Annotated in this window: 19 protein-coding genes; 11 read left to right on the top strand and 8 right to left on the bottom strand. The window is 38.8% G+C overall.

Annotation, left to right across the window (positions count from 1 at the left end):
• Nucleotides 1-144 precede the first annotated feature (144 nt).
• Both MQE36_RS08605 and MQE36_RS08610 read left to right on the top strand, forming a co-directional pair.
• Nucleotides 145-2,292 carry a S46 family peptidase gene (locus tag MQE36_RS08605; RefSeq protein WP_242938748.1) on the top strand — a complete coding sequence of 716 codons (2,148 nt, stop codon included), beginning with the start codon at nucleotides 145-147 and terminating at the stop codon, nucleotides 2,290-2,292.
• A gap of 140 nt (nucleotides 2,293-2,432) precedes the next feature.
• A complete protein-coding gene (locus MQE36_RS08610) occupies nucleotides 2,433-3,788 on the top strand; it encodes a UDP-N-acetylmuramate--L-alanine ligase (RefSeq protein ID WP_242938749.1) in 1,356 nt (451 codons plus the stop codon).
• 34 nt (nucleotides 3,789-3,822) lie between these two features.
• Here MQE36_RS08610 and MQE36_RS08615 read toward each other — a convergent pair whose 3' ends face one another.
• From MQE36_RS08615 to MQE36_RS08625, 3 genes are all read right to left on the bottom strand, one after another.
• Nucleotides 3,823-4,260 (bottom strand): hypothetical protein, encoded by a 438-nt coding sequence (locus tag MQE36_RS08615; RefSeq protein WP_242938750.1) that lies wholly within the window; start codon nucleotides 4,258-4,260, stop codon nucleotides 3,823-3,825.
• A gap of 81 nt (nucleotides 4,261-4,341) precedes the next feature.
• On the bottom strand, nucleotides 4,342-4,992 hold the full coding sequence (locus tag MQE36_RS08620; protein WP_242938751.1) for an FMN-binding negative transcriptional regulator: 651 nt from the start codon (nucleotides 4,990-4,992) through the stop codon (nucleotides 4,342-4,344).
• Nucleotides 4,985-5,434, bottom strand: coding sequence for a DUF1569 domain-containing protein (locus MQE36_RS08625; protein WP_242938752.1), 450 nt, complete (start codon nucleotides 5,432-5,434; stop codon nucleotides 4,985-4,987). The genes MQE36_RS08620 and MQE36_RS08625 overlap by 8 nt, the downstream gene beginning before the upstream one ends.
• A gap of 60 nt (nucleotides 5,435-5,494) precedes the next feature.
• On the opposite strand from MQE36_RS08625, the gene radC reads away from it, so the two are divergent.
• The 6 genes from radC (at nucleotide 5,495) to MQE36_RS08655 (ending at nucleotide 11,074) form a co-directional block, all read left to right on the top strand.
• Nucleotides 5,495-6,193 carry a RadC family protein gene (gene radC, locus MQE36_RS08630; RefSeq protein ID WP_242938753.1) on the top strand — a complete coding sequence of 233 codons (699 nt, stop codon included), beginning with the start codon at nucleotides 5,495-5,497 and terminating at the stop codon, nucleotides 6,191-6,193.
• A 69-nt stretch (nucleotides 6,194-6,262) separates the two neighbouring features.
• A complete protein-coding gene (locus tag MQE36_RS08635) occupies nucleotides 6,263-7,486 on the top strand; it encodes a polysaccharide deacetylase family protein (RefSeq protein ID WP_242938754.1) in 1,224 nt (407 codons plus the stop codon).
• A gap of 6 nt (nucleotides 7,487-7,492) precedes the next feature.
• On the top strand, nucleotides 7,493-8,179 hold the full coding sequence (locus tag MQE36_RS08640; protein WP_341461501.1) for a YjjG family noncanonical pyrimidine nucleotidase: 687 nt from the start codon (nucleotides 7,493-7,495) through the stop codon (nucleotides 8,177-8,179).
• Between the two features lie 39 nt (nucleotides 8,180-8,218).
• Complete coding sequence (locus tag MQE36_RS08645) at nucleotides 8,219-8,773, top strand: hypothetical protein (protein ID WP_242938756.1); 555 nt, start codon at nucleotides 8,219-8,221, stop codon at nucleotides 8,771-8,773.
• Entirely contained in the window at nucleotides 8,763-10,181 is a 1,419-nt protein-coding gene (locus MQE36_RS08650; protein ID WP_242938757.1) for a DUF5723 family protein, read from the top strand. The genes MQE36_RS08645 and MQE36_RS08650 overlap by 11 nt, the downstream gene beginning before the upstream one ends.
• A gap of 104 nt (nucleotides 10,182-10,285) precedes the next feature.
• A complete protein-coding gene (locus tag MQE36_RS08655; protein WP_242938758.1) occupies nucleotides 10,286-11,074 on the top strand; it encodes a hypothetical protein in 789 nt (262 codons plus the stop codon).
• Between the two features lie 404 nt (nucleotides 11,075-11,478).
• Here MQE36_RS08655 and MQE36_RS08660 read toward each other — a convergent pair whose 3' ends face one another.
• The gene (locus MQE36_RS08660) at nucleotides 11,479-11,829 is read right to left on the bottom strand and encodes a DUF2200 domain-containing protein (RefSeq protein WP_242938759.1); all 351 of its coding nucleotides are present in this window, start codon (nucleotides 11,827-11,829) and stop codon (nucleotides 11,479-11,481) included.
• A gap of 45 nt (nucleotides 11,830-11,874) precedes the next feature.
• Nucleotides 11,875-13,152: a replication-associated recombination protein A gene (locus tag MQE36_RS08665; RefSeq protein WP_242938760.1), complete on the bottom strand. Its 1,278-nt coding sequence runs from the start codon at nucleotides 13,150-13,152 to the stop codon at nucleotides 11,875-11,877.
• Nucleotides 13,153-13,213: 61 nt separating this feature from the next.
• Here MQE36_RS08665 and MQE36_RS08670 point away from each other — a divergent pair, with 61 nt between their 5' ends.
• Nucleotides 13,214-13,975, top strand: coding sequence for a rhomboid family intramembrane serine protease (locus MQE36_RS08670; RefSeq protein WP_242938761.1), 762 nt, complete (start codon nucleotides 13,214-13,216; stop codon nucleotides 13,973-13,975).
• 7 nt (nucleotides 13,976-13,982) lie between these two features.
• Here the strand turns inward: MQE36_RS08670 and rlmB are convergent, their stop codons facing one another.
• From rlmB to MQE36_RS08685, 3 genes are all read right to left on the bottom strand, one after another.
• Entirely contained in the window at nucleotides 13,983-14,720 is a 738-nt protein-coding gene (gene rlmB, locus MQE36_RS08675) for a 23S rRNA (guanosine(2251)-2'-O)-methyltransferase RlmB (protein WP_242938762.1), read from the bottom strand.
• A gap of 144 nt (nucleotides 14,721-14,864) precedes the next feature.
• Nucleotides 14,865-16,307 carry a SusD/RagB family nutrient-binding outer membrane lipoprotein gene (locus MQE36_RS08680; RefSeq protein ID WP_242938763.1) on the bottom strand — a complete coding sequence of 481 codons (1,443 nt, stop codon included), beginning with the start codon at nucleotides 16,305-16,307 and terminating at the stop codon, nucleotides 14,865-14,867.
• A gap of 12 nt (nucleotides 16,308-16,319) precedes the next feature.
• Complete coding sequence (locus MQE36_RS08685) at nucleotides 16,320-19,388, bottom strand: SusC/RagA family TonB-linked outer membrane protein (protein WP_242938764.1); 3,069 nt, start codon at nucleotides 19,386-19,388, stop codon at nucleotides 16,320-16,322.
• A gap of 335 nt (nucleotides 19,389-19,723) precedes the next feature.
• Here MQE36_RS08685 and rpsL point away from each other — a divergent pair, with 335 nt between their 5' ends.
• Nucleotides 19,724-20,104, top strand: a complete 381-nt coding sequence (gene rpsL, locus MQE36_RS08690; protein ID WP_038260773.1) for a 30S ribosomal protein S12 — start codon at nucleotides 19,724-19,726, stop codon at nucleotides 20,102-20,104.
• 20 nt (nucleotides 20,105-20,124) lie between these two features.
• Nucleotides 20,125-20,601, top strand: coding sequence for a 30S ribosomal protein S7 (rpsG, locus tag MQE36_RS08695; protein WP_242938765.1), 477 nt, complete (start codon nucleotides 20,125-20,127; stop codon nucleotides 20,599-20,601).
• Nucleotides 20,602-20,612: the final 11 nt, after the last annotated feature.

Below are 20,612 nucleotides of genomic sequence, written 5' to 3' on the forward strand. Positions count from 1 at the left end.
AAAGGCCTGTTAAGGTCTTTTTTGATTTAATAGCATTTGTTGATTGTTAATTTTTATCTAAATAATCCACACAATGAAGCTATTTTTTCCGTAAAAATAACATTTGAAGTATCTTCGGGGCAATTTCAAAAAAACATAACACACATGAGAAAATTACTTCTAGCGATTATTGCATTCGTCTTTATTGCTCCTCTGGCGACAAGAGCTAATGAAGGAATGTGGTTCTTAATGCATATCGAGCGACTTAACCACCGGGATATGCAAAAAATGGGACTTCAGCTGACTCCTGAAGAGATATACAGTATCAACAATAACAGTCTTAAGGATGCCATCGTACAGTTTAACGGAGGATGTACGGCAAGTTTAATATCAAAAGAAGGCTTAGTCTTAACAAACCACCATTGTGGTTATGGCGCTATTGCAGAGTTGTCTACCCCGGAACATAACTATTTAAAAGATGGTTATTGGGCGGCAACCAGGGCAGATGAGCTAAAACCTAAGAGTTTATATGTGCGATTCTTTGTTAGAATGGATGATGCCACCAAAAGAATTTTATCTCAGGTAAATGATAATATGACTGAGGCCGAGCGTGAAGCAGCAATTAACAGAGAAATTGCCAAGATCCAGAAGGAAAACGATGGAGGAGGAAAATATACGGTTTCTGTACGTCCGTTTTTTCAAGGAAACGAATACTACTATTTTGTGTATCAGGACTATCACGATGTTCGTTTAGTTGGAACACCACCGGAAAGTGTTGGTAAATTCGGAGGCGATACTGATAACTGGGAATGGCCACGGCACACAGGAGATTTCTCCATGTTCAGGGTTTATGGTGATAAGGACGGTAATCCGGCTGATTACGCTGCTGATAATGTACCGTTAGAACCAAAACACCATTTACCGGTGAGCCTGAATGGAGTTAATGAAGGAGACTTTGCCATGATCTTGGGATATCCGGGCAGAACAAACAGATGGATGCCTGCTGCCGGAATAGATCAGAATGTGAATTTCGCATATCCGGCATGGGTAGAAGGTTCTAAGATGGGAATGGATAAAATGAAGAAATATATGGATCAGGACGATGATGTTCGATTAATGTATGCCTCTAAATATGCTCGTGTTGCTAATTATTGGAAGAACAGACAGGGGATGATAGATGCCCTGACAAAGCACCAGACAGCAGCATCCAAGCGTAAAACAGAAAAGAAATTCGACAAATGGGCAAATAAGGCCGCAAACAAAGCCACCTATGGTTCGGTGATGTCTGATATCAATAATTATTATACACTTACAAACGAAAGGTCCCGTCACGATAATTACCTGATGACTATGTTCAGAACAAGTGCATACGGAACGATTTCAAGAAGTATAGGACGTCAGTTTCTTAACTTTACCAAGGCAGATGAAAATAAAAGAGCCCAGGTAAAGCCTGCCATGGAAAATATGGTAGACCAATTCTTTAAAGAGGTTTATTTGCCGGTAGAAAAAGACGTTCTTTCAGGACAGTTAGGCCTGTATGCGTCAAAAGCAGGTGTCGGACTGTCTCCGATGGTAGCCTCTTTGGCTTCGGCAAACAAAGGAGACTTTAATACATTTGTGAACGCAGCTTTTGAATTGAGTATTTTTACATCAAAAGAACGTATGAAAGCTTTCCTTGATCTTCCAAACGAGGAAACTTTAACTAATGATCCGTTGTATTTACTGTCTGAAGATTTACTGAATCATTATTACGATAAATCCGAAGAGGTAGCAGCAGCAGAGGAACGCTACAACAAAGCCTACAGATTAATGGTTGAGGGACTTAGGGTTTCAAACCTGAGTACAATAAAATATCCGGACGCAAATTCTACCTTACGACTAACTTACGGAACAGTCCGCGCATTGCCTAAGGATAAGCGTAATGATGCTAAGATTAATAATTACACTACCTTTAAAGGAATGGTAGCAAAGTACAAGCCGAACGATCCTGAGTTCGACATGCCAAAGACAATGATAGATATGTATAACAAGAAAGACTTTGGCCGTTATGCAGATAAAGATGGATTTATGCCAATAAATTTCCTGACAGATAATGATATAACCGGAGGTAATTCAGGTTCTCCTGTTTTAAATGGTAAAGGCGAACTTATTGGTTTAGCTTTTGATGGAAATATTGAAGCGATGGCAGGAGATGTGATCTTTGATAATAAACTACAGCGTACGATTAATGTAGATGTAAGATATGTGATGTGGTTAATTGATAAGTTTGCAGGCGCCAAGCATATCGTAGACGAGTTAACAATTACAGAATAGAGATCTTTTCTCTTAAAAATTAAAGTCCGGTTTTTTTAAGCCGGACTTTTTTTGTTCCCGGTCATAGAACAGGAATTAAATTAAAAGCCTCTGCCGTGCTTCAATGTTAATTCTTATTTTTGGCTTAAAATAAATTCCAGATGCGTATACATTTTATAGCGATAGGGGGGAGTGCCATGCATAACCTTGCCCTGGCTTTGTCGAATAAAGGATATCAGGTAACGGGTAGTGATGATGTGATTTTCGAACCATCGAAATCCAGGCTAGAAGCGAAGGGGCTTTGTCCCGAATCTTTCGGGTGGTTTCCTGAAAAGATAACGGGTGATATAGAAGCTGTAATATTGGGAATGCATGCAAAAGAAGATAATCCGGAGTTACTGCGGGCTCAGGAGTTGGGTATTAAAATTTATTCTTATCCGGAGTTCTTATACGAACAGTCAAAAGATAAAACGAGGGTTGTAATAGGAGGGAGCCACGGTAAAACGACAATCACGTCAATGATTCTGCATGTATTGAATTATCACGGCGTAGAAGTAGACTATATGGTAGGCGCCCAGTTAGATGGTTTTGAGACTATGGTGCACCTTACAGATAATAATGAGTTCATGGTATTGGAAGGCGATGAATATTTGTCTTCAGCTATTGACAGAAGACCTAAGTTTCATTTGTATAAGCCGAATATAGCTTTGCTAAGCGGTATTGCCTGGGATCATATTAATGTATTTCCGACTTATGAAGGATATGTAGAACAGTTTAAGGTTTTTGTCGACAGTATTGTAAGCGGAGGGAGTATTAACTATAACGAAGAGGATGACGAGGTGAAAAGAGTCGTGGAAGCTTCAGAAAACACGATCCGTAAAATACCTTATGGAACGCCGGAATATTTTGTGGAAGACGGAGCGACTTATATTGAAACCGCTGAAGGACCGATGCCACTGGAAATATTCGGAAAACATAACCTGAACAACCTGATGGGAGCCAAGTGGATTTGTCAGCATATGGGCATTGATGAGGATGATTTTTATGAAGCTGTTGCAAGTTTTAAAGGAGCTTCAAAACGATTAGAGAAAATTGCAGCTTCTGACACAGGGGTTGCTTATAAAGACTTTGCCCATTCTCCGAGTAAAGTGGCTGCCACGACCAAAGCTGTTAAAGAACAATATCCGGATAGAAAGTTAGTGGCCTGTGTCGAATTACATACTTATAGTAGTCTGAATGCAAACTTCCTTAATGAGTATAAAGGGGCGTTGGACGCAGCAGATGAAGCCGTGGTATTTTATTCTCCTGATGCGGTTAAGATTAAAGGGTTGAAAGAAATAACAAAAGAGCAGATTGCAACAGCGATGCAGCGGAATGATCTCAAAATATTTACAAACCCGGATGAGTTTAAATCGTACTTGTTTGATAAAGACTTTACCGATGTCACATTACTTTTAATGAGTAGTGGGAATTATGGGGGATTGGATTTTGATGAGGTAACAGGCCTGTTTGAATAATTAATTCGTCAGACTTATAATCAGTTGTTTCCATTTAATCAGACCAAAGGCTTATATCCTCAAAGGGATCCACGGCCAGAATGACGGCGAGCGTAAATGCAGATACCGGAATGGCGATCGATATAGCAGTCGATAACGACTTGTTCTTTTGCCGGATTTCATAGATATCCTTTTCGGGTAAATAGATCTTCAGATATTTGTCGTTATATTTTTCAGCGCTGATTAGATCGGACAAACGCTTGGCTTCTTTAGAGTTTTTTGAAGCAACCCCGTACAAGCTGTCTTTTTGAAAAAGCAGTCTTTTAAAATGAAAGCGTTCAAGATTGGTGTTTAGCACTAAAACCTTTTGCCGGGATGAGACAGCATCGTCAATGCTTGAATTTTGTGATCTGTATATACTGCAACTATGCAGTAATGTCGCAGAAACAATAACAATGTAAAGTTGTTTAATATATTTTATTATTGCTTTCATTTTTAGAGTCGTAAAGAAAGCACCGTTAGTTGAAGTCCGTTAATTGGAGCCGGAAAACGTTATAAAAGATACAAAATATCTTTATGATGATCTTTGAAAATCCTTTAAAATCGATTTTACTAAGGCTGAAATATCTTTTTTATTTTCCACAGTCATAGATTGTATCGCCATGTCCTGTTCTTCTGTTGGTTTGTTTTGAGATAATTTGAATTTTCCTTCCCAGGAGGTTATTTCAATTTCAAAACCAACAATATAATCCAAAAGTTTGTTCATTGTCGGGTGATTTTCTGAGAGCATATAACCAGAGGTGTTTGCCTCCAGGGATTCGGTCATTTTAAGCAGTGACTGCCTTAGGGTGTCCTTGCTTTTAATTTCTCTGGGTTTGCCTTCAATATGTACCTTGATGTAATTCCAGGTGGGCAGATGGTCAGCTTTAAAAAGAGAAGGAGAGATATAGGAATCGGGACCGTGAAAAATAATATTTACGGCTGTTCCTTTTTGGAGGGCATTTAATTGGGGATTGTGTATGTCGATATGGCCTGCTAATTTGCCGAAGGGGAATTGTTTGTCTTTATAATAGATCAGAGGGATATGACTTGTATATAATTTGTTGTTGTGCACTGAGATCAAAGTGGCCAATGGGTAAGCCCTGATGATTTTTATAATATTCTGAAAACCGGTCTCTTGAAATTCTCGGGGAGGATAGTTCATGCCTTCTATATGATTAAACATTAAATTGCCTTAAGTGATGGTCTAGATGTTTGTATTGCATTTTACCCCATTGTTCGGTAGTAAATTTTCCGAAAATGGGGTGTGCCGGCCACTCATTTTCAATTCCCTTTTCGTAAAATTCTTCGATGAGGATTTTTAATGTTTCTTTTTCCTGAATAAAATCGCGTTTGTCATTAACTAAAAACTCTTTTGCTGTCGGAATACCATGGCTCCACAGCTTGTCATCGTATAATTTATGCCTGAATAGTTTAGCGATAGAACAGATGAACACGTTAGGTTTTTTTAATGTCATTTTATCGAGGGCGATTTTTAAAGGCCCCTGACAATGGGCAAGCATTTGGGACACATTCATTTTTCCCCATTCGGGAACGGAATCGTCGTTCAGCAATGTTATCCGGTCAATGATCTCGTTATAGGTGCCTTTGTCTAAGAGCGATTTCATAAGTGAGTGATTTTTAGGTAGAAAAGTACAATTTTATTTTTAGTTTACTATCTTTAAAAGATGAAAGAAAAATCAACATCATTTTCAATAAAAAACTGGAAAGAAGATGATCGTCCCCGTGAGAAATTATCCCTGAAGGGAAGGGCGGCACTGTCGGATGCAGAATTAATAGCCATTTTAATTGGTAGTGGTAATAAGGAAGAGAGTGCGGTAGGTCTGTCGCAAAGAATATTGGCTTCTACAGGCAATAGCTTGAACGAGTTGGGGAAGATGTCCGTAAAAAAATTAATGTCTTTTAAAGGAATTGGAGAAGCCAAAGCGATTACCATTGCAGCAGCCTTAGAGCTGGGAAGACGCCGGCGGAATGAAGATTCATTAGAAAGAAAAAAAATAACCAGTAGTTCGTCTGTTTTCGAGCTTATGCAGCCTGTTATAGGAGAGTTGGAGCATGAAGAGTTCTGGATCCTGTATCTTAATAACTCAAATAAAATTATTTATAAACTACAACTAAGTAAGGGAGGAATCACAGGAACCCTTGTCGATGTCCGTTTGGCACTTAAACATGCTCTGGAGTTGGGAGCCACAAGCCTCATATTGGTCCATAATCACCCTTCCGGTACCTTAAGACCCAGTGAGGCAGACAAACAGCTTACTGATAAGTTGAGTACTGCTGCTAATAGTTTAGATATAAAAGTTCTCGACCATCTCATTGTCACTGAAAAAATGTATTTTAGTTTTGCAGATGAAGGACTGTTATAGATGATACTCATATATATAGAAAAAAAGACCCCCCGTTTAAATTATATCTTAAAACACATTTTTACTAAAATGTTGTTGGTAGATTACAGGACTACTGAAGATGCTGAAGAGTTTCTAGCCTTTATCGGGCCTAAAATAAACTATAGTAAAAGTCCTTTAAACGGAGAGTTTTTTATCCGTGCCCATGATCTTTTGTTCGAACAGGGAATATCTGATGTCGAGGTTGTAATTCAGGATTGGATTGACGTGCCCTGTTTTTTTTCGACCTCAGAAAAAAGTCACCTCCCTTTCGATATTTTTGCTGCCAGTTTTTACCTTTTGAGCAGGTATGAAGAGTATCTTCCGCATGTAAAGGATGAGCACGGACGCTATCCGGCGGAGGAGAGTCTGGCCTATAAGCATAAGTTTCTGGAATTACCTGTAGTAGATCTGTGGATCGGGAAGCTTAAACATATATTAGAGACGTATTATCCGTCCTATCAGTTTAAAAAGAAAGAATTTAAAAGCATTCCGGTAATAGATGTTCCCGTGCTTTATAATTACAGAAAGAAAGGAATCATCAGAACCATTGCTTCAACAATTTTAGATCTGGCCTATTTTAACCTGAAAGATGTTTTTGAACGTTTTCAGGTCTTATTGGGATTAAAAAGAGATCCTTTCGATAATTTTGATGAACTGATCAGACTTCATAAAGAAAATAGTATAGATGCCATTTACTTTTTTCTGATGGGAGATTATTCTGCTTATGATAAGAATATATCGGTCAATAATCCCAGTTTCAGGGGGTTGGTAAAATCGGTGGCCGATTACAGTATTGTTTCATTAATGGCTTCTTATGAGGCTTTTGATAATGTAGAATTATTAAAGAAGGAGAGAAAGCGACTTATAGATTTTGTCAATAGACCGGTGAAAAAGGCTCGGTGGAGGTTTAACAGGTTGAATATTCCCGAAAGCTACAGGACGATGACAACTGCGGAATTTAATGAAGATTATACAATGGGGTATTCAGCTCATATAGGCTTCAGAGCAGGAACCTGTACACCTTTTAATTTTTACGATATCAGTTTTGAAGAGCAGTTACCGATAAAAGTTGTGCCGTTTTGTGCTTCTTACATACTGATACAAAATGCAGTGAACTTCCAGCAAATAAAAAGAAAACTAATGTCGTTGCAGGAATCCGTTAAAAAGGTAGAGGGGACGTTTGTAGTTATATTCTCTAATGAAGTTTTAAATTTTGAAACCAGAAAACAACTTTGGGAACTATATAGGGAGATGTTTTCTGAAAAAGAATAAATGAAGATGAAAGATAAGATAACAGATGTTTTTTTTGATCTGGACCATACCCTGTGGGATTTTGAAAAAAATTCAGCACTCACTTTCAATAAAATATTACCTCAGAATGGGGTAAATGTATCACTTGATGATTTTCTGAAATGCTATCGCCAGGTAAATATGCATTATTGGAAATTATACAGGGAAGAAAAAGTTACCAAAGAGCAGTTGAGATATTCGAGGTTAAAGGAAACCTTCGATCGATTGGATTATAAAATAGAAGATGAGCTGATAACGGTCTTGTCGGAGGAGTATATTCGGTATTTAACCGGTTTTAACCATTTGTTTGATGAGGCCATACCCATACTCGATTATTTAAGACCAAAATATAAGCTGCATATCATCACCAATGGTTTCGCAGAAGTGCAAACCGGTAAACTGGAGAATTCAAAAATATCTGATTATTTTATTCATATCATAAATTCTGAAAGTGCGGGAGTGAAAAAACCGGATCCTAGAATATTTAATTATGCCCTTACCAAAGCCCGGGTAGAAGCTGACAAGGCTATTATGATAGGAGATAACTATGAAGCCGATGTGCTGGGGGCTAAAAATGTAGGGATGCATACGATCCATTTTAACGTACACAATGATGCTGTTAACGAACAAGATGTTAAAATAGATAATTTGTTGGAAATTAAGGGCTATCTTTAAGAGTATAGATCAATTTTCCTGTTTTAAGGTATGTTAAAGATGGTACTTCAAATAAGAATAGTAATATGTTTATTTCTCTTGTTGTTAGTGTCATGCGTAAAAGATGTTGATTTCGATCAGGTAGATAATATTCGGCTGACACCTGTTTTTGAAGGGAGCTTTGTTTACTTCGATATAGAAGCAAACCAATTTGTGGAAAACGGACAGGAAATGATTTCCGCTGGCGATCTTGTAAAAATGGATGCTGTGTCAGAGTCTTTTTCCGTAAACAATCTTGTACGGGCAGATTTTCATTTTCAGTTTACCAATACCATTAGCAGGAATTTTGAGATCACCCTGAATTTTCTGGATAAAAATCAGGAGGTACTTCGTGCTCTATCGTATGATATTCCGGCTTCGTCAGGGGCTGATGTTGAAGTTAAGGATACTGTTATATTTTCGGGAGATAGTATAGGGCAGTTGACAAGTACCGTGTTGTTAGGGATGGAAATAGTGTTAGTGGACGGAACTCCCGGGCTTACTGAAACTTCTGAAGGCAGCGTGTCAATGAATTCTTTTGTAACCATATATTTACAAGTAGAAGATGATAAGTAGGGTTATATACATAACCTGGTTTTGGGTTGTTTTGGGGAGCGCTCAGAATAAACAATTGCTATACGACTTCACCCAGATTCCACAATCATTAATGCAAAACCCCGGGGCTAATGTAAATAACGAATGGCATGCAGGATTACCATTATTGTCCGGGGTGTATATAAGTGCAGGTTCCAGTGGTTTTTCTGTTTATGATGTTTTTGCTGATGACGGTGTCGATATTAACGATAAAATAAGGGATGTGATTTACACTGCCGGAAGTAATGATATTATGTCGGTTCATGAAGAAGTAGAAATACTGTTTGGCGGGTTTAAGGGGCGTAGTGGCTGGCACGAAAAGAATTATTACTCTTTCGGGTGGTACCAGGAGTTCGATCATTTTAATTATTGGCCTCGCGATCTGGCTATTTTGGCCTATGACGGGAATAGAGATTATCTGGGTCAGCGATTTAACCTGAGGCACGCTACAGTGAAGACTGAGTTGGTAAGTGTGCTTCATTTTGGAGTATTGCGGAAAGTAAGTGAAAGCCTTTCTGTAGGTGGACGGCTTAAAGTATATTCCGGAATAGCAGATATAACGTCGACGCATAACAATGGTCGTTTTTTTACAGATTTCGGAACCAATAATGAATATGTTCATACGGTGATTGCCGATCTGGAACTGAATACTTCGGGGTATGGGATTATAGATGAATTGGAGGATGGTAATGATATCGCCAGTGGTCTGTACGGAAGATTTAAAAGGCGTGCCCTATTAGGAGGGAACCTCGGTATGGGAGTTGATTTAGGATTTAGTTATAAGTTTAAAAAAAAATGGAAGTTAACGGCGAGTGTCTTGGATTTTGGTTTTATTCACCACTCGAAGGATGTGAAGAATTACGCATACCGGGGCAGGTATGATTTTGAAGGCTTGGACCTGGTTTTTCCGGGTATAATTGATGATGATGGCGATGTTTATGACTATTGGCAGGATCTTGCAGACGAATTGGAAGAACTTTATGATACCACCTCAACGAGGTATACGACTTTAAGACCGCTAAGGCTGAATGCGGGTTTGTCATACGCTTTCGGAAGGAAGGGAGGAAAGGATTGTGATTGCAGGGCTTATGAAAAAGATTATGATAATACTCTTGGGGTACATTTTTCAGCCATTCACAGGCCAAGATATCCGCAATTGGCCCTGACAGCGTACTACCAAAAGAGAATCGCCGATTTTTTACAGGCAAGGGCAGCTTATACAGTTGATAAATTTTCTGCAACAAATATAGGAATTGGACTTTCGACACATTTTGGTAATTTTAATTTATATATTTTAGCAGATAATCTGTTGGAATATGAAAATCTGGCCGATGCTCACAATGCTTCGGTTCAGTTTGGAATAAATTATATAGTTCCGGAGAGAAATTAATTAAATTAAAGAGAGGTATAATAAATGTACATTTGATGTTTGCAAAGAATCTAAGTATTGTTGTTTGTCCTCTTTTACTCATTACGAATAATAAAAGTAAAATAATGAAGAAGTTCTTAATTGTCTTTTTAATCAGTGCATATGGTTTTGCACAGAGTTCAGTAAATGAATACAAATATGTGGTAGTGCCAAAAAAGTTTGATTTTTTAAAGGAAGAAAATCAATACCGAATGAATACTATGACTAAGTTTTTGTTGGAGGAAAGTAATTTTAATGCAGTGTATAGTGATGAGATGCCTGCGGATTTAAAAAACAATCCTTGTCAGGGGTTGAAAGTTGATGTGATAAATGACTCAGGTCTTTTTACGACAAAGCTGAAAGTAGTCTTAAAGGATTGTGGAGACAGGATCGTGTATACATCCGAAGAAGGTAAAAGTAAGATCAAAGAGTATCAGGGAGCCTATCATGAGGCTTTAAGAGGGGCTTTTAAGTCGCTTAAAGCACTTAATTATGCATACCAGCCTAAAGAAGGAGAAAGTGTTGTAGAGGTGAGGAATACTCCTGCCGCACAGTTAACACCTGCCAGAACGGTAGAAAAGCCTGCTGAGATCGTAAGAGAAGTTGAAGCATCGGCGGCTACTGTAGTAACAAATGCTAAATTGAGTGAAAGCGATTTAGGGACGTTGTACGCACAGCCTATAGCAAACGGATACCAGCTTGTGGACATGACGCCTCAGGTGGTTATGTTTTTAAAAGCGACATCCCAGCAAAATATGTTTATTGCACAAAGAGGTGCATTAAGCGGCACTGTATATCAGGATGCAGGTAAATGGTATTTTGAATATTACGATGGGGGTAAATTGATGAAAGAAGAATTGAAAATTAAGTTTTAGTTATTAACGGGCGTTATTGAATAATGAACACCGATTAATGATCGGTGTTTTTTATGGCCTGTTATTAGGCTTTTAAGGCTTTACTCGATCATCGGGATTTAAATGCTCCGACGCTTGCCCTGTGAAATAGTCCTGACGGAATTTCACAGGGCTTGTGTCGAAATGTTTTGCCATGCGCCGGCTGGCTCCATCGCTAAAAAGGTCTACCAGACCTTTTCTTTACACTTGGCCCTCTGGTGGGCTTACCCCGAGGTAGTGTCACAGGGCCGCCTAACCTGGTATGATGCCTTAATTCGCCATCCTGTCTATCATATGCTCAGGCTTTTGATTTTCTTGCTGTACAGGTGTTATTGTTGCTCTTTATAACAAAAAGATTTTGTTTGGATAGATAAATATGTTTTTGTTTAAACCCTCAGGATTTTTTCCATAACCTTTCCTTTGGCAAGTTCGTCAATGAGTTTGTCCAGGTATCTGATTTTTTGCATCAGTTCGTTTTCTATTTCTTCTACCCTATAACCACATATTACGCCTTTAATTTTTGAAACATTCGGATTTATTTGGGGAGCTTCGGCAAAGAAGGTCTCAAAATCGGTATTATTATCGATTTGTTGTTGTAAAGTGTCTTTGTTGTATCCTGTGAGCCAGTAGATAATGGTGTCTACTTCTTCTTTGGTACGGCCTTTTTTTTCTGCTTTCTGAATATAGTGAGGGTAGACACTTGCAAACGACATCTTAAATATTCTGGTGTTCTTCATAACGTTATTTATTGTGAAGTGTGTATAGCGATCAACGTTTCAATATTAATATCCGTACTTGTTCTTCCATTTGTTTTTCAGGTATTCACGCAATGCATTTTCACGTTGATTGTTACCGGGGGTGAAAAACTTGGTGTTTTTTATTTCATCGGGTAAAAATTCCTGTTCAATAAAATTGTTTTCATAATTATGAGCATACTGGTAATCTTTACCGTAGCCTATGTCTTTCATCAGTTTGGTAGGTGCGTTTCTGAGGTGTAGAGGTACCGAAAGATCGCCTGTTTGCCTTACTTTCTGCACGGCCTCGTTTATGGCCATATAGGAGGCGTTGCTTTTAGGAGAAGTAGCCAGGTAAATAGCACACTGGCTCAGGATTATCCTGGCTTCAGGATAGCCGATGGTTGTAACTGCCTGAAAAGTGTTATTAGCCATTATTAAGGCGGTAGGGTTTGCATTACCAATATCCTCGGAAGCGGCAATGAGCATCCTGCGGGCAATAAATTTAACGTCTTCTCCTCCTTCGATCATGCGGGCGAGCCAGTAAACAGCTCCATTCGGGTCGCTGCCCCGTATCGATTTGATGAAAGCCGAAACGATATCGTAATGTTGTTCACCTGTTTTGTCGTAAAGTACCGTATTCTTCTGTACTTTTTGAAGAACAATGTCGTTGGTAATTACGATATGGTCTTTTCCGTCGGCATTAATAATCAGTTCAAAAATATTTAAAAGCTTTCTTCCATCACCTCCAGATAGCCGTAACAAGGCTTCGGTTTCTTTGAGTTTTATTTTTTTATGGACTAAGATTTCATCCTTTTCTATAGCACGTTGTAATAGGTTTTCGAGATCTTCTTTATTGAAGGGATTAAGGATATATACCTGGCACCTGGAGAGTAAAGCGGGGATTACTTCGAAGCTTGGGTTTTCGGTAGTAGCACCGATAAGGGTAACCCATCCTTTTTCAACTGCTGCGAGTAAAGAGTCTTGTTGCGCCTTACTGAACCTGTGAATCTCATCGATAAACAGTATTGGGTTTTTGGTAGTGAAAAGTCCTCCGCTCTGTTTTGCTTTTTCTATGACCTCCCGTACGTCTTTTACCCCGCTGCTAATGGCGCTTAATGTATAGAAGGGTCTGCCGCTTTCGTTGGCAATGATATTGGCCAGCGTGGTTTTTCCGGTTCCTGGTGGTCCCCAAAGAATTAGGGAAGGTATAATACCTTTTTTTATCTGTAAGGTTAAAGATCCTGCTTCGCCAATGAGGTGCTGTTGACTGATATAATCGTCAAGTGTCTTTGGTCGAATTCGTTCAGCGAGTGGTTCATTCATAAATCAAAATTACTATATTTCCGTTGGGGAATTTACAATTTTAGCAATTATGTCTCTTACAATGAAAGAATATACGGGGTTTAAGTTTGATGTTAATGTTCTTTTAATGCCCTTGTTGTTTGTGCTTACCATATGGTTTGTTTACTGGTTCGAATTTGTATTTGGCGAAGACCTGACCAGCTATGGTATTTATCCGAGAAGAATTTCTGGGTTGAGAGGAGTTTTGTTCAGTCCTTTTATTCATGCGTCTACGAGCCATTTGTACAATAATACCGTTCCGGCTTTTGTGTTGCTGGGGGCCTTAGTTTTTTTTTACAGGAAGGTGGCTCTTAAGGTTTTTGTTATGGGGGTACTTATAAGCGGGCTGCTGACCTGGTTTATTGGGCGGTCGTCCTACCATATAGGGGCCAGCAGTTTAATATATGTGCTGGTCAGTTTTATATTTTTTAAAGGGATTTTTACCCGGTACTACCGGTTGATAGCTTTGTCGCTGATAGTGGTTTTTATGTATGGAGGAATGCTATGGTATGTATTCCCTATTAAGCAGGGGATGTCGTGGGAAGGCCATTTATCGGGATTACTTACCGGATTTTTATTGGCATACTTTATAAAATATAATCCGGGCAAACCGAAAAGGTACAAATGGGAGGAGCCTTCTTCTGAGCTTGATGATCCTTTTCTCAGGCATTTTGATAAAGAAGGGAATTTTATTCCGTCGAGTGAGATGGAAGATGATCCGGAAGCTTATGACGATACCATCTCAACCGGGAAAAATATCCAGATCAATTATCATTACAAGAAGAAAGATACACCAGGTGATTAGGTTGTGGTTATGCAAGTCGCTGACGAACCGTCTCGTATAAAAAAGCACCACAGGCTACAGATACATTTAAGGAGCCTATAGATCCGTACATAGGTAATTTTGCTTTTTCATCGATTAACTTTAACACGGCAGGGGAGATACCTACATCTTCGGCTCCCATGATAATAGCTGTGGGTTCTTTAAAGTTAACATCGTAAATAGTGCTTTCTGTTTTTTCGGTAGCGGCAACAGTTTTGATCCCTGATGCCTGAAGGTGAAAAATAGCGTCTTTTATGTGGTCTACTTTACAGATTGGAACGTTAAATACAGCTCCGGCAGATGTTTTTACCGTATCGGCAGTAATGGGTGCGGATCCTTTTTTCTGGATGATGATACCATGTACGCCGGTACATTCGGCCGTACGGATAATAGCTCCGAAATTACGTACATCTGACAGTTGATCCAGGATCAGGAAAAGAGGGGTCTTCCCTGATTCAATTACTTCAAGGATAAGGTTGTCTAAATCGTGAAACTCAACAGGCGAAGTGTTGGCTATTACCCCCTGGTGATTCTTTTTAGATAGCCGGTTCAGTTTTTCTACGGGGACATAAGAAGCGCTGATCCCTTCTTTGCGGACCAGGTTTTCCAGGTCGTTGATAAGATCACCACGTAATCCTTTTTGAATAAAAATCTTGTCGACTGTCTTGCCGCTATTGATGGCTTCGATAACAGTTCTGATGCCGTAAATCTGGTACTCGTTCTTCATAAGGTGCAAAGGTAGGGAAAAGGAAATTAAATTAATTGATAATGTCGGAAAAGCAAGAAATGTATATGGGAGGATATGTATATAAATAACAAAAGAGCCGGCCGGCTCTTTTGTTTTATTTGGAAATAAAAATCTAATTTATAATTAATTCACATCCCACCAAACAGGAATAGTGATGTCGTCTTCTACAATAGCGTTGTCGTTATATAGCCTTTCAGTAGAAGCGGTTGGGAATCTAACAGGAATTACACTTATATTATTAGCAGCATTTGGATTTACTGTAAGAGCAGGGAATCCGGTCCTTCTATAATCATTGTAAGGTTCAATTGAGGAGAACAGCGCTATATATTTGTGATTCATTATGTCTTCCAGCGTTATTGTTCCGGCCGTCTGAGCAGTTATGAATGTTTCTTTTTCAAGAGTTGTAATACTTGGAATATTGGCATCACTACCTTCAAAATAAGACTTTAGGACTTCCATTTTATCGATAGAAGCTTCCAGGGCTTCTTCTAATGCAGCTTTAGCCTCTGTTTCCATATTTTTTCTCATATATATTTCAGCTTCAATAAATTTGGCTTCAACGTAGGTAGCCAGACCTATAGGAACTGTATTACTGGATATAGCGGGACCAACTTTTGAAGTTGAGGTTGTGTTAATGTCACCAACGGCATTTCCAGAATAATCCCCTGATTGATCCTTTGAAGCAAAGAATGGTAGTCTTGGGTCTGAAATATCTTTCATTAGATCAATAAAGAAACCTCCCATTTTTATATAGTTAGCTCTGTTGTCTTCAAAATCTTTCCATTGGTTTTTACTGTTTCCTCCGGAATTAGGAAAAACTGCATTCATGTCGTCAGCATAGCTTGTTAAGTTAGCACTGGCTAAATAGCCCAGGGCATCATCATAGCCGCTGGCATCACGTAACGAGGCTCTTAAAGCATATCTGGCCTTTAACAGATAGGCAATAGAAATCCATTTGTCAGTATCGCCTTCAAAGATCAGATCATCGGCACCGGGAACAATTGTGTTTACGGCGTTTGGATTAGAGAGTAAACCAATTCCTTCATCTAGCAAAGTTTGGATACCTGCAATAACATTTTCTTGAGAATCATAATTAGGGTTGCTGATTCCGCTGAGTATCTTGCTGGCTTCTGAAAAAGGGATGTCCCCCCATAAATCTGTGGCCACACCGAAGTTAAAAGCCAATAAAATTTTTGCTATTCCATTATAATAATCATAACCTTCTGCAAAGTCGGTAATGATAACTGTACCCGGACTAATGGTGTTTTCATATGTAGTTCCCCATTCGTTTTCTATGGTTTGTTCGGTTATATTATAGTTAGAATATTGTCCAAACTGCCCCTCACTTGTCCCGGCAATATGCTGAGTAAAAAGGGAGGATATCCTTGTGTGATTTCCCGTGTATACAGAAAATGTACCTACTTCCATCACGGTAAGCAGGAGGTCAGGAGTTACTGTTTCAGGGTCATTAGGGTTTAATGCATACTTATCTAAATCGCTGGAACATGATACCGTTACTAATGCAATGAGTAGTAATGCGATATATTTGTTTAGTATTTTTTTCATTTTCATTTTCTTTTAAAAAGTTAAACTAACAGAAAAGCGGTAAGACTTTGAACCTGGGTTGTTAAAGTAATCTAACCCTCCAATATTTGATCCAGCCCCTGTTAAACTGGTTTCAGGGTCAACACCTTTATAGTTTGTGTCTAACCATAAATTTCTACCACTTACAGACATTTGAAGTCCGGTTAATCCTAACTTACTATAAACAGACTTGTTGAAGTTGTATGACAAAGAAACATCTCTTAGTCTTAGCCAGTTTACTTTTTCAACAAATTGTTCAGCGGCCGCTCCACCATCTCCAACATATGAACTGAAGTATGTATTCGCATCAATTGCAATGTCGTTAGGGGTTCCGTCTTCTTTAACGCCAGGGATGATATATGTGCCATTTCGGTCTTCTGCAGATTCTTGTGTCATACCAAACCTGTTTAATCTGGCATATGTTCCGTTGTAAATATCTCCTCCTCGTCTAATGTCTAAGAAGGCCGATAGGGTAAAGTTTTTATAGGTGAATGTATTTCTGATACCCCCGGTCCAATCTGGGTTTGGATTACCGACGCCGCCTTGAGCACCTTGTAATATTGGAACACCATTTGATCCTATGATTAATTGACCATTGTCATTTCGTTCCCATTTCGTCCCATAGAACACACCAACTGGTTCTCCAATAATGGCATAACTACCTATTGAAGTAAAGGCAGATTCAATACTTACTTCTTCTACTCCGTCGGCGAGTTCCAGTGTTTCAGAGTCATATTGTGTGTAATTAAGGTTTATATTCCAGTTAAAGTCATTGCTTTTAACAACATCACCAGATAGCTGAAGTTCGATTCCTTTGTTTTCCAAGACACCGGAGTTATCATAAGAGAATGCAAAACCTGTTGACTTGGCAATTGGCCTGCTGATTAGGATATCTTCAGTTCTTTCCTGATAATAAGTCAGATCCAGATTGATTCTGTTAAACATTCTAAGAGCGAGACCTACTTCGGTTCCGATTTTTCTTTCAGGTTTTAAATTCACATTACCTAATGTACGCGAGTAAGCAAATCCGTTCACAGAACCATAGGGGAAACTCAATCCGTTGGTAAACCCATCTGTAATGTTAGGGTTTGTAAAGAATGTTTTGTTGTTATATGGTAATGGTGTGATACCTACTTCGGCATAAGAAGCTCTTAATTTTCCAAAGTCCAGCCAGGAGTCTTTTAAGTTGAAAGTCTCAGAGAAAATCCAAGAACCGGAAATAGACGGGTAGAAGAATGTTCTGTTGTTTTCGCCAAATGTAGAACTGCTTTCATTCCTACCGGAAACAGTTAAATAAAGCTGGTTGTTGAAGTCGTACTTTAATTCAAAAAATAAAGCCGTACTAAACTCACTTTGCTCGTAATTTGAAGCATATCTGTTAGAGGCGTTGTCTAAGTTATAGTATCCGTTCTGGATGGCAAAACCTTCACCTCGGGTATACAGGTCGGCAGAATTTTTATAATATATATTATGTCCTGCCAGGTAAGAGATCAGGTTTTTAGATCCGATTTCAAATTCACCGGATAAGATAGCATCAGCATAAAAATCCTTTTTGATTAGGTCATTATAATCAACTTCACCTGAGCCATCACCGGAATTGTTCTGGAAACTGGAAACAGAAAATATTTGTCTTCTTCTGTCGCTATATGCATCTATACCTGCTTTGTATGTAAAGTTTAAATATTTGTTGAAGTTTAAACTTGCAGAGACGTTACCTATGATTCTGTTAACTTCTGAATCGAATGGGTTTCTGTATACCGTAAATAAAGGGTTGTCATAAAAACCGTTATACGAACGGTTCGTGCCATCCGGATTTTCGTATTCTCTGATATCAAAATTCGGTGATGTTCTTAAGAGTCCTAGCATTACACCCGAAAGATTACTACCGTTTTGAGCAGCTCTGTTTTTAGAGTTGATATAGGCTACTGTACCTCTGTAACTGAATACATCACTTACTTGATTAGAACCTGAAATTCTGGTTGAGATTCTTTTGTAGAATGTGTTTGGGATCATTCCTTTTTGATCAGTATGTTCTACTGAAACCCTAAAAGTCGTTTTGTCTTTACCTCCGGTTACAGATGCTGTTGTTGAATTGGTAAGACCTGTTTTAAAGAAGTTATTTACATTGTTATACGATTGAAAATTAACCCCGTCAATTTCAGGACCCCATGACGTTGAGGAATTAGGATTGTATACCCCTCCGGCACCCTGAGCGTATCTCGATTGCAGATCTGGCAACTTGTTAACTTCGTTGAATTCGATAGTTTGTGTGATTTTAACACCGAGGCCTGTTCCTTTTTTTCCTTTTTTAGTGGTGTATAATATCACTCCGTTACCAGCTCTACTACCATATAGAGCAGCGGCAGAAGCTCCTTTTAATACCGTTACAGATTCAATGTCGTCTGGGTTTATATCTATTGCCCTGTTTGAGTTGTTAACACCTTGTAGGTTAGCGTTAAACGGATAGTCGCGACCGGATGACTGGTCTGTGTCATTGTTGATAGGGACACCGTCTACAACAATCAGGGGTTGAGTTTCGCCACTGAATGTAGAAGCCCCTCTTATGACAATCTTACTTGATGCTCCGGGAGTACCTGCCGAACCAGTAACTGAAAGACCCGCTACTTTACCGGCTAAAGCTTGAACAGGGTTAACTTCCGGTATTCTTTCGAATTCATCTCCTCCAATTTCTGAAACGGCGTAACCTAAAGCTTTCTTTTCTCTTGTTATACCCAGTGCAGTTACTACAACGCCTTCAAGTTCTTCTGCTGCCACTTGCATTTGCACATTGATGACATCAGATGTTCCAACCGCCCTTTCGGATGTTTGCATGCCGACATAGGAGAATACCAATACTTGTCCGACAGAAGTGTTGATCGAGTAATTTCCATCAAAGTCAGTTTGAGTACCATTAGAGGTCCCTTTGACCAGGATGTTAACACCAGGTAATGGTAAGCCGTCTTGGTCTATAACATTACCTGAGATTGTTTTTTCTTGTGCAAGCACAACTTGCACTGCTAACACCAGAAACAGTGTTAGAAATCCACTAAACTTTGTTCTCATTTGTAAAATATTTGAATTAGTCGTTACCAAAAATGATAAAATATTGTTAAATATCCAACTGTTACTAAGTTAAAATTTGGAAAAAATTAACAAAATGCACAAAAAAAAAGGGTTTGTAACATTATTATGCGCGAATAATAATGTTTTGAATGTTTTGAGTTGAAGTTGAGTTTGGTGTATAGTTGTGGTTTGTTAAGATTGTAAAGTTGGGTTGGGAATTTTAACTTTGTTGAAAATTAATGTTTTAGGATTTGAATTGTTTAAAATATTTTCTACCTTTGCCACCCTCTAAAAAGAGGCTTTTAACAATTTAAATAATTTTTGTAAAGTAAATTATGCCAACAATTTCACAATTAGTACGAAAAGGAAGGGCCAAGATTACTAAGAAGAGTAAATCGGTTGCTTTGGATTCGTGTCCTCAAAGAAGAGGGGTTTGTACGCGTGTTTACACCACTACGCCTAAGAAGCCTAACTCAGCTATGCGTAAAGTAGCCAGGGTTCGTCTGACAAATGGTAATGAGGTGAATGCATACATCCCCGGAGAAGGTCACAACCTCCAAGAGCACTCGATAGTATTAGTAAGAGGCGGAAGGGTTAAAGACTTACCGGGTGTTAGGTATCACATTGTTCGTGGTGCTCTTGATACTGCAGGTGTAGAAGGTAGAACGCAGCGTAGATCTAAATACGGTGCAAAACGCCCAAAAGACAAAAAGTAATAACCTTTTAAGAACAAGACATGAGAAAAAGACAGGCGAAAAAGAGACCTCTTTTACCAGACCCGAAGTTTAACGATCAGTTAGTGACTCGTTTTGTAAACAACCTTATGTGGGATGGTAAAAAGTCTGTAGCTTTTAAAGTTTTTTATGATGCGATCGAAATCGTGGATCAGAAGAAACAAGATGATGAGAAAACTGCTCTTGAGTTGTGGAAGGATGCATTGTCTAATGTGATGCCTCACGTAGAAGTGCGTAGCCGTCGTGTAGGAGGTGCTACCTTTCAGATTCCTATGCAGATCAGGCCGGATAGAAAAGTTTCTATGGCTATGAAGTGGTTGATCGGTTATGCTCGTAAGCGTAATGAGAAATCAATGGCTCAGAGATTGGCTTCAGAAATCCTTGCTGCTGCTAAAGAAGAAGGTGCTGCAGTTAAGAAAAGAGTTGATACTCACAAAATGGCTGAAGCAAATAAAGCATTCTCTCACTTTAGATTTTAATCATCACAACT

This window comes from Zhouia spongiae, assembly GCF_022760175.1.
GTDB classification, from domain to species: Bacteria; Bacteroidota; Bacteroidia; order Flavobacteriales; family Flavobacteriaceae; genus Zhouia; species Zhouia spongiae.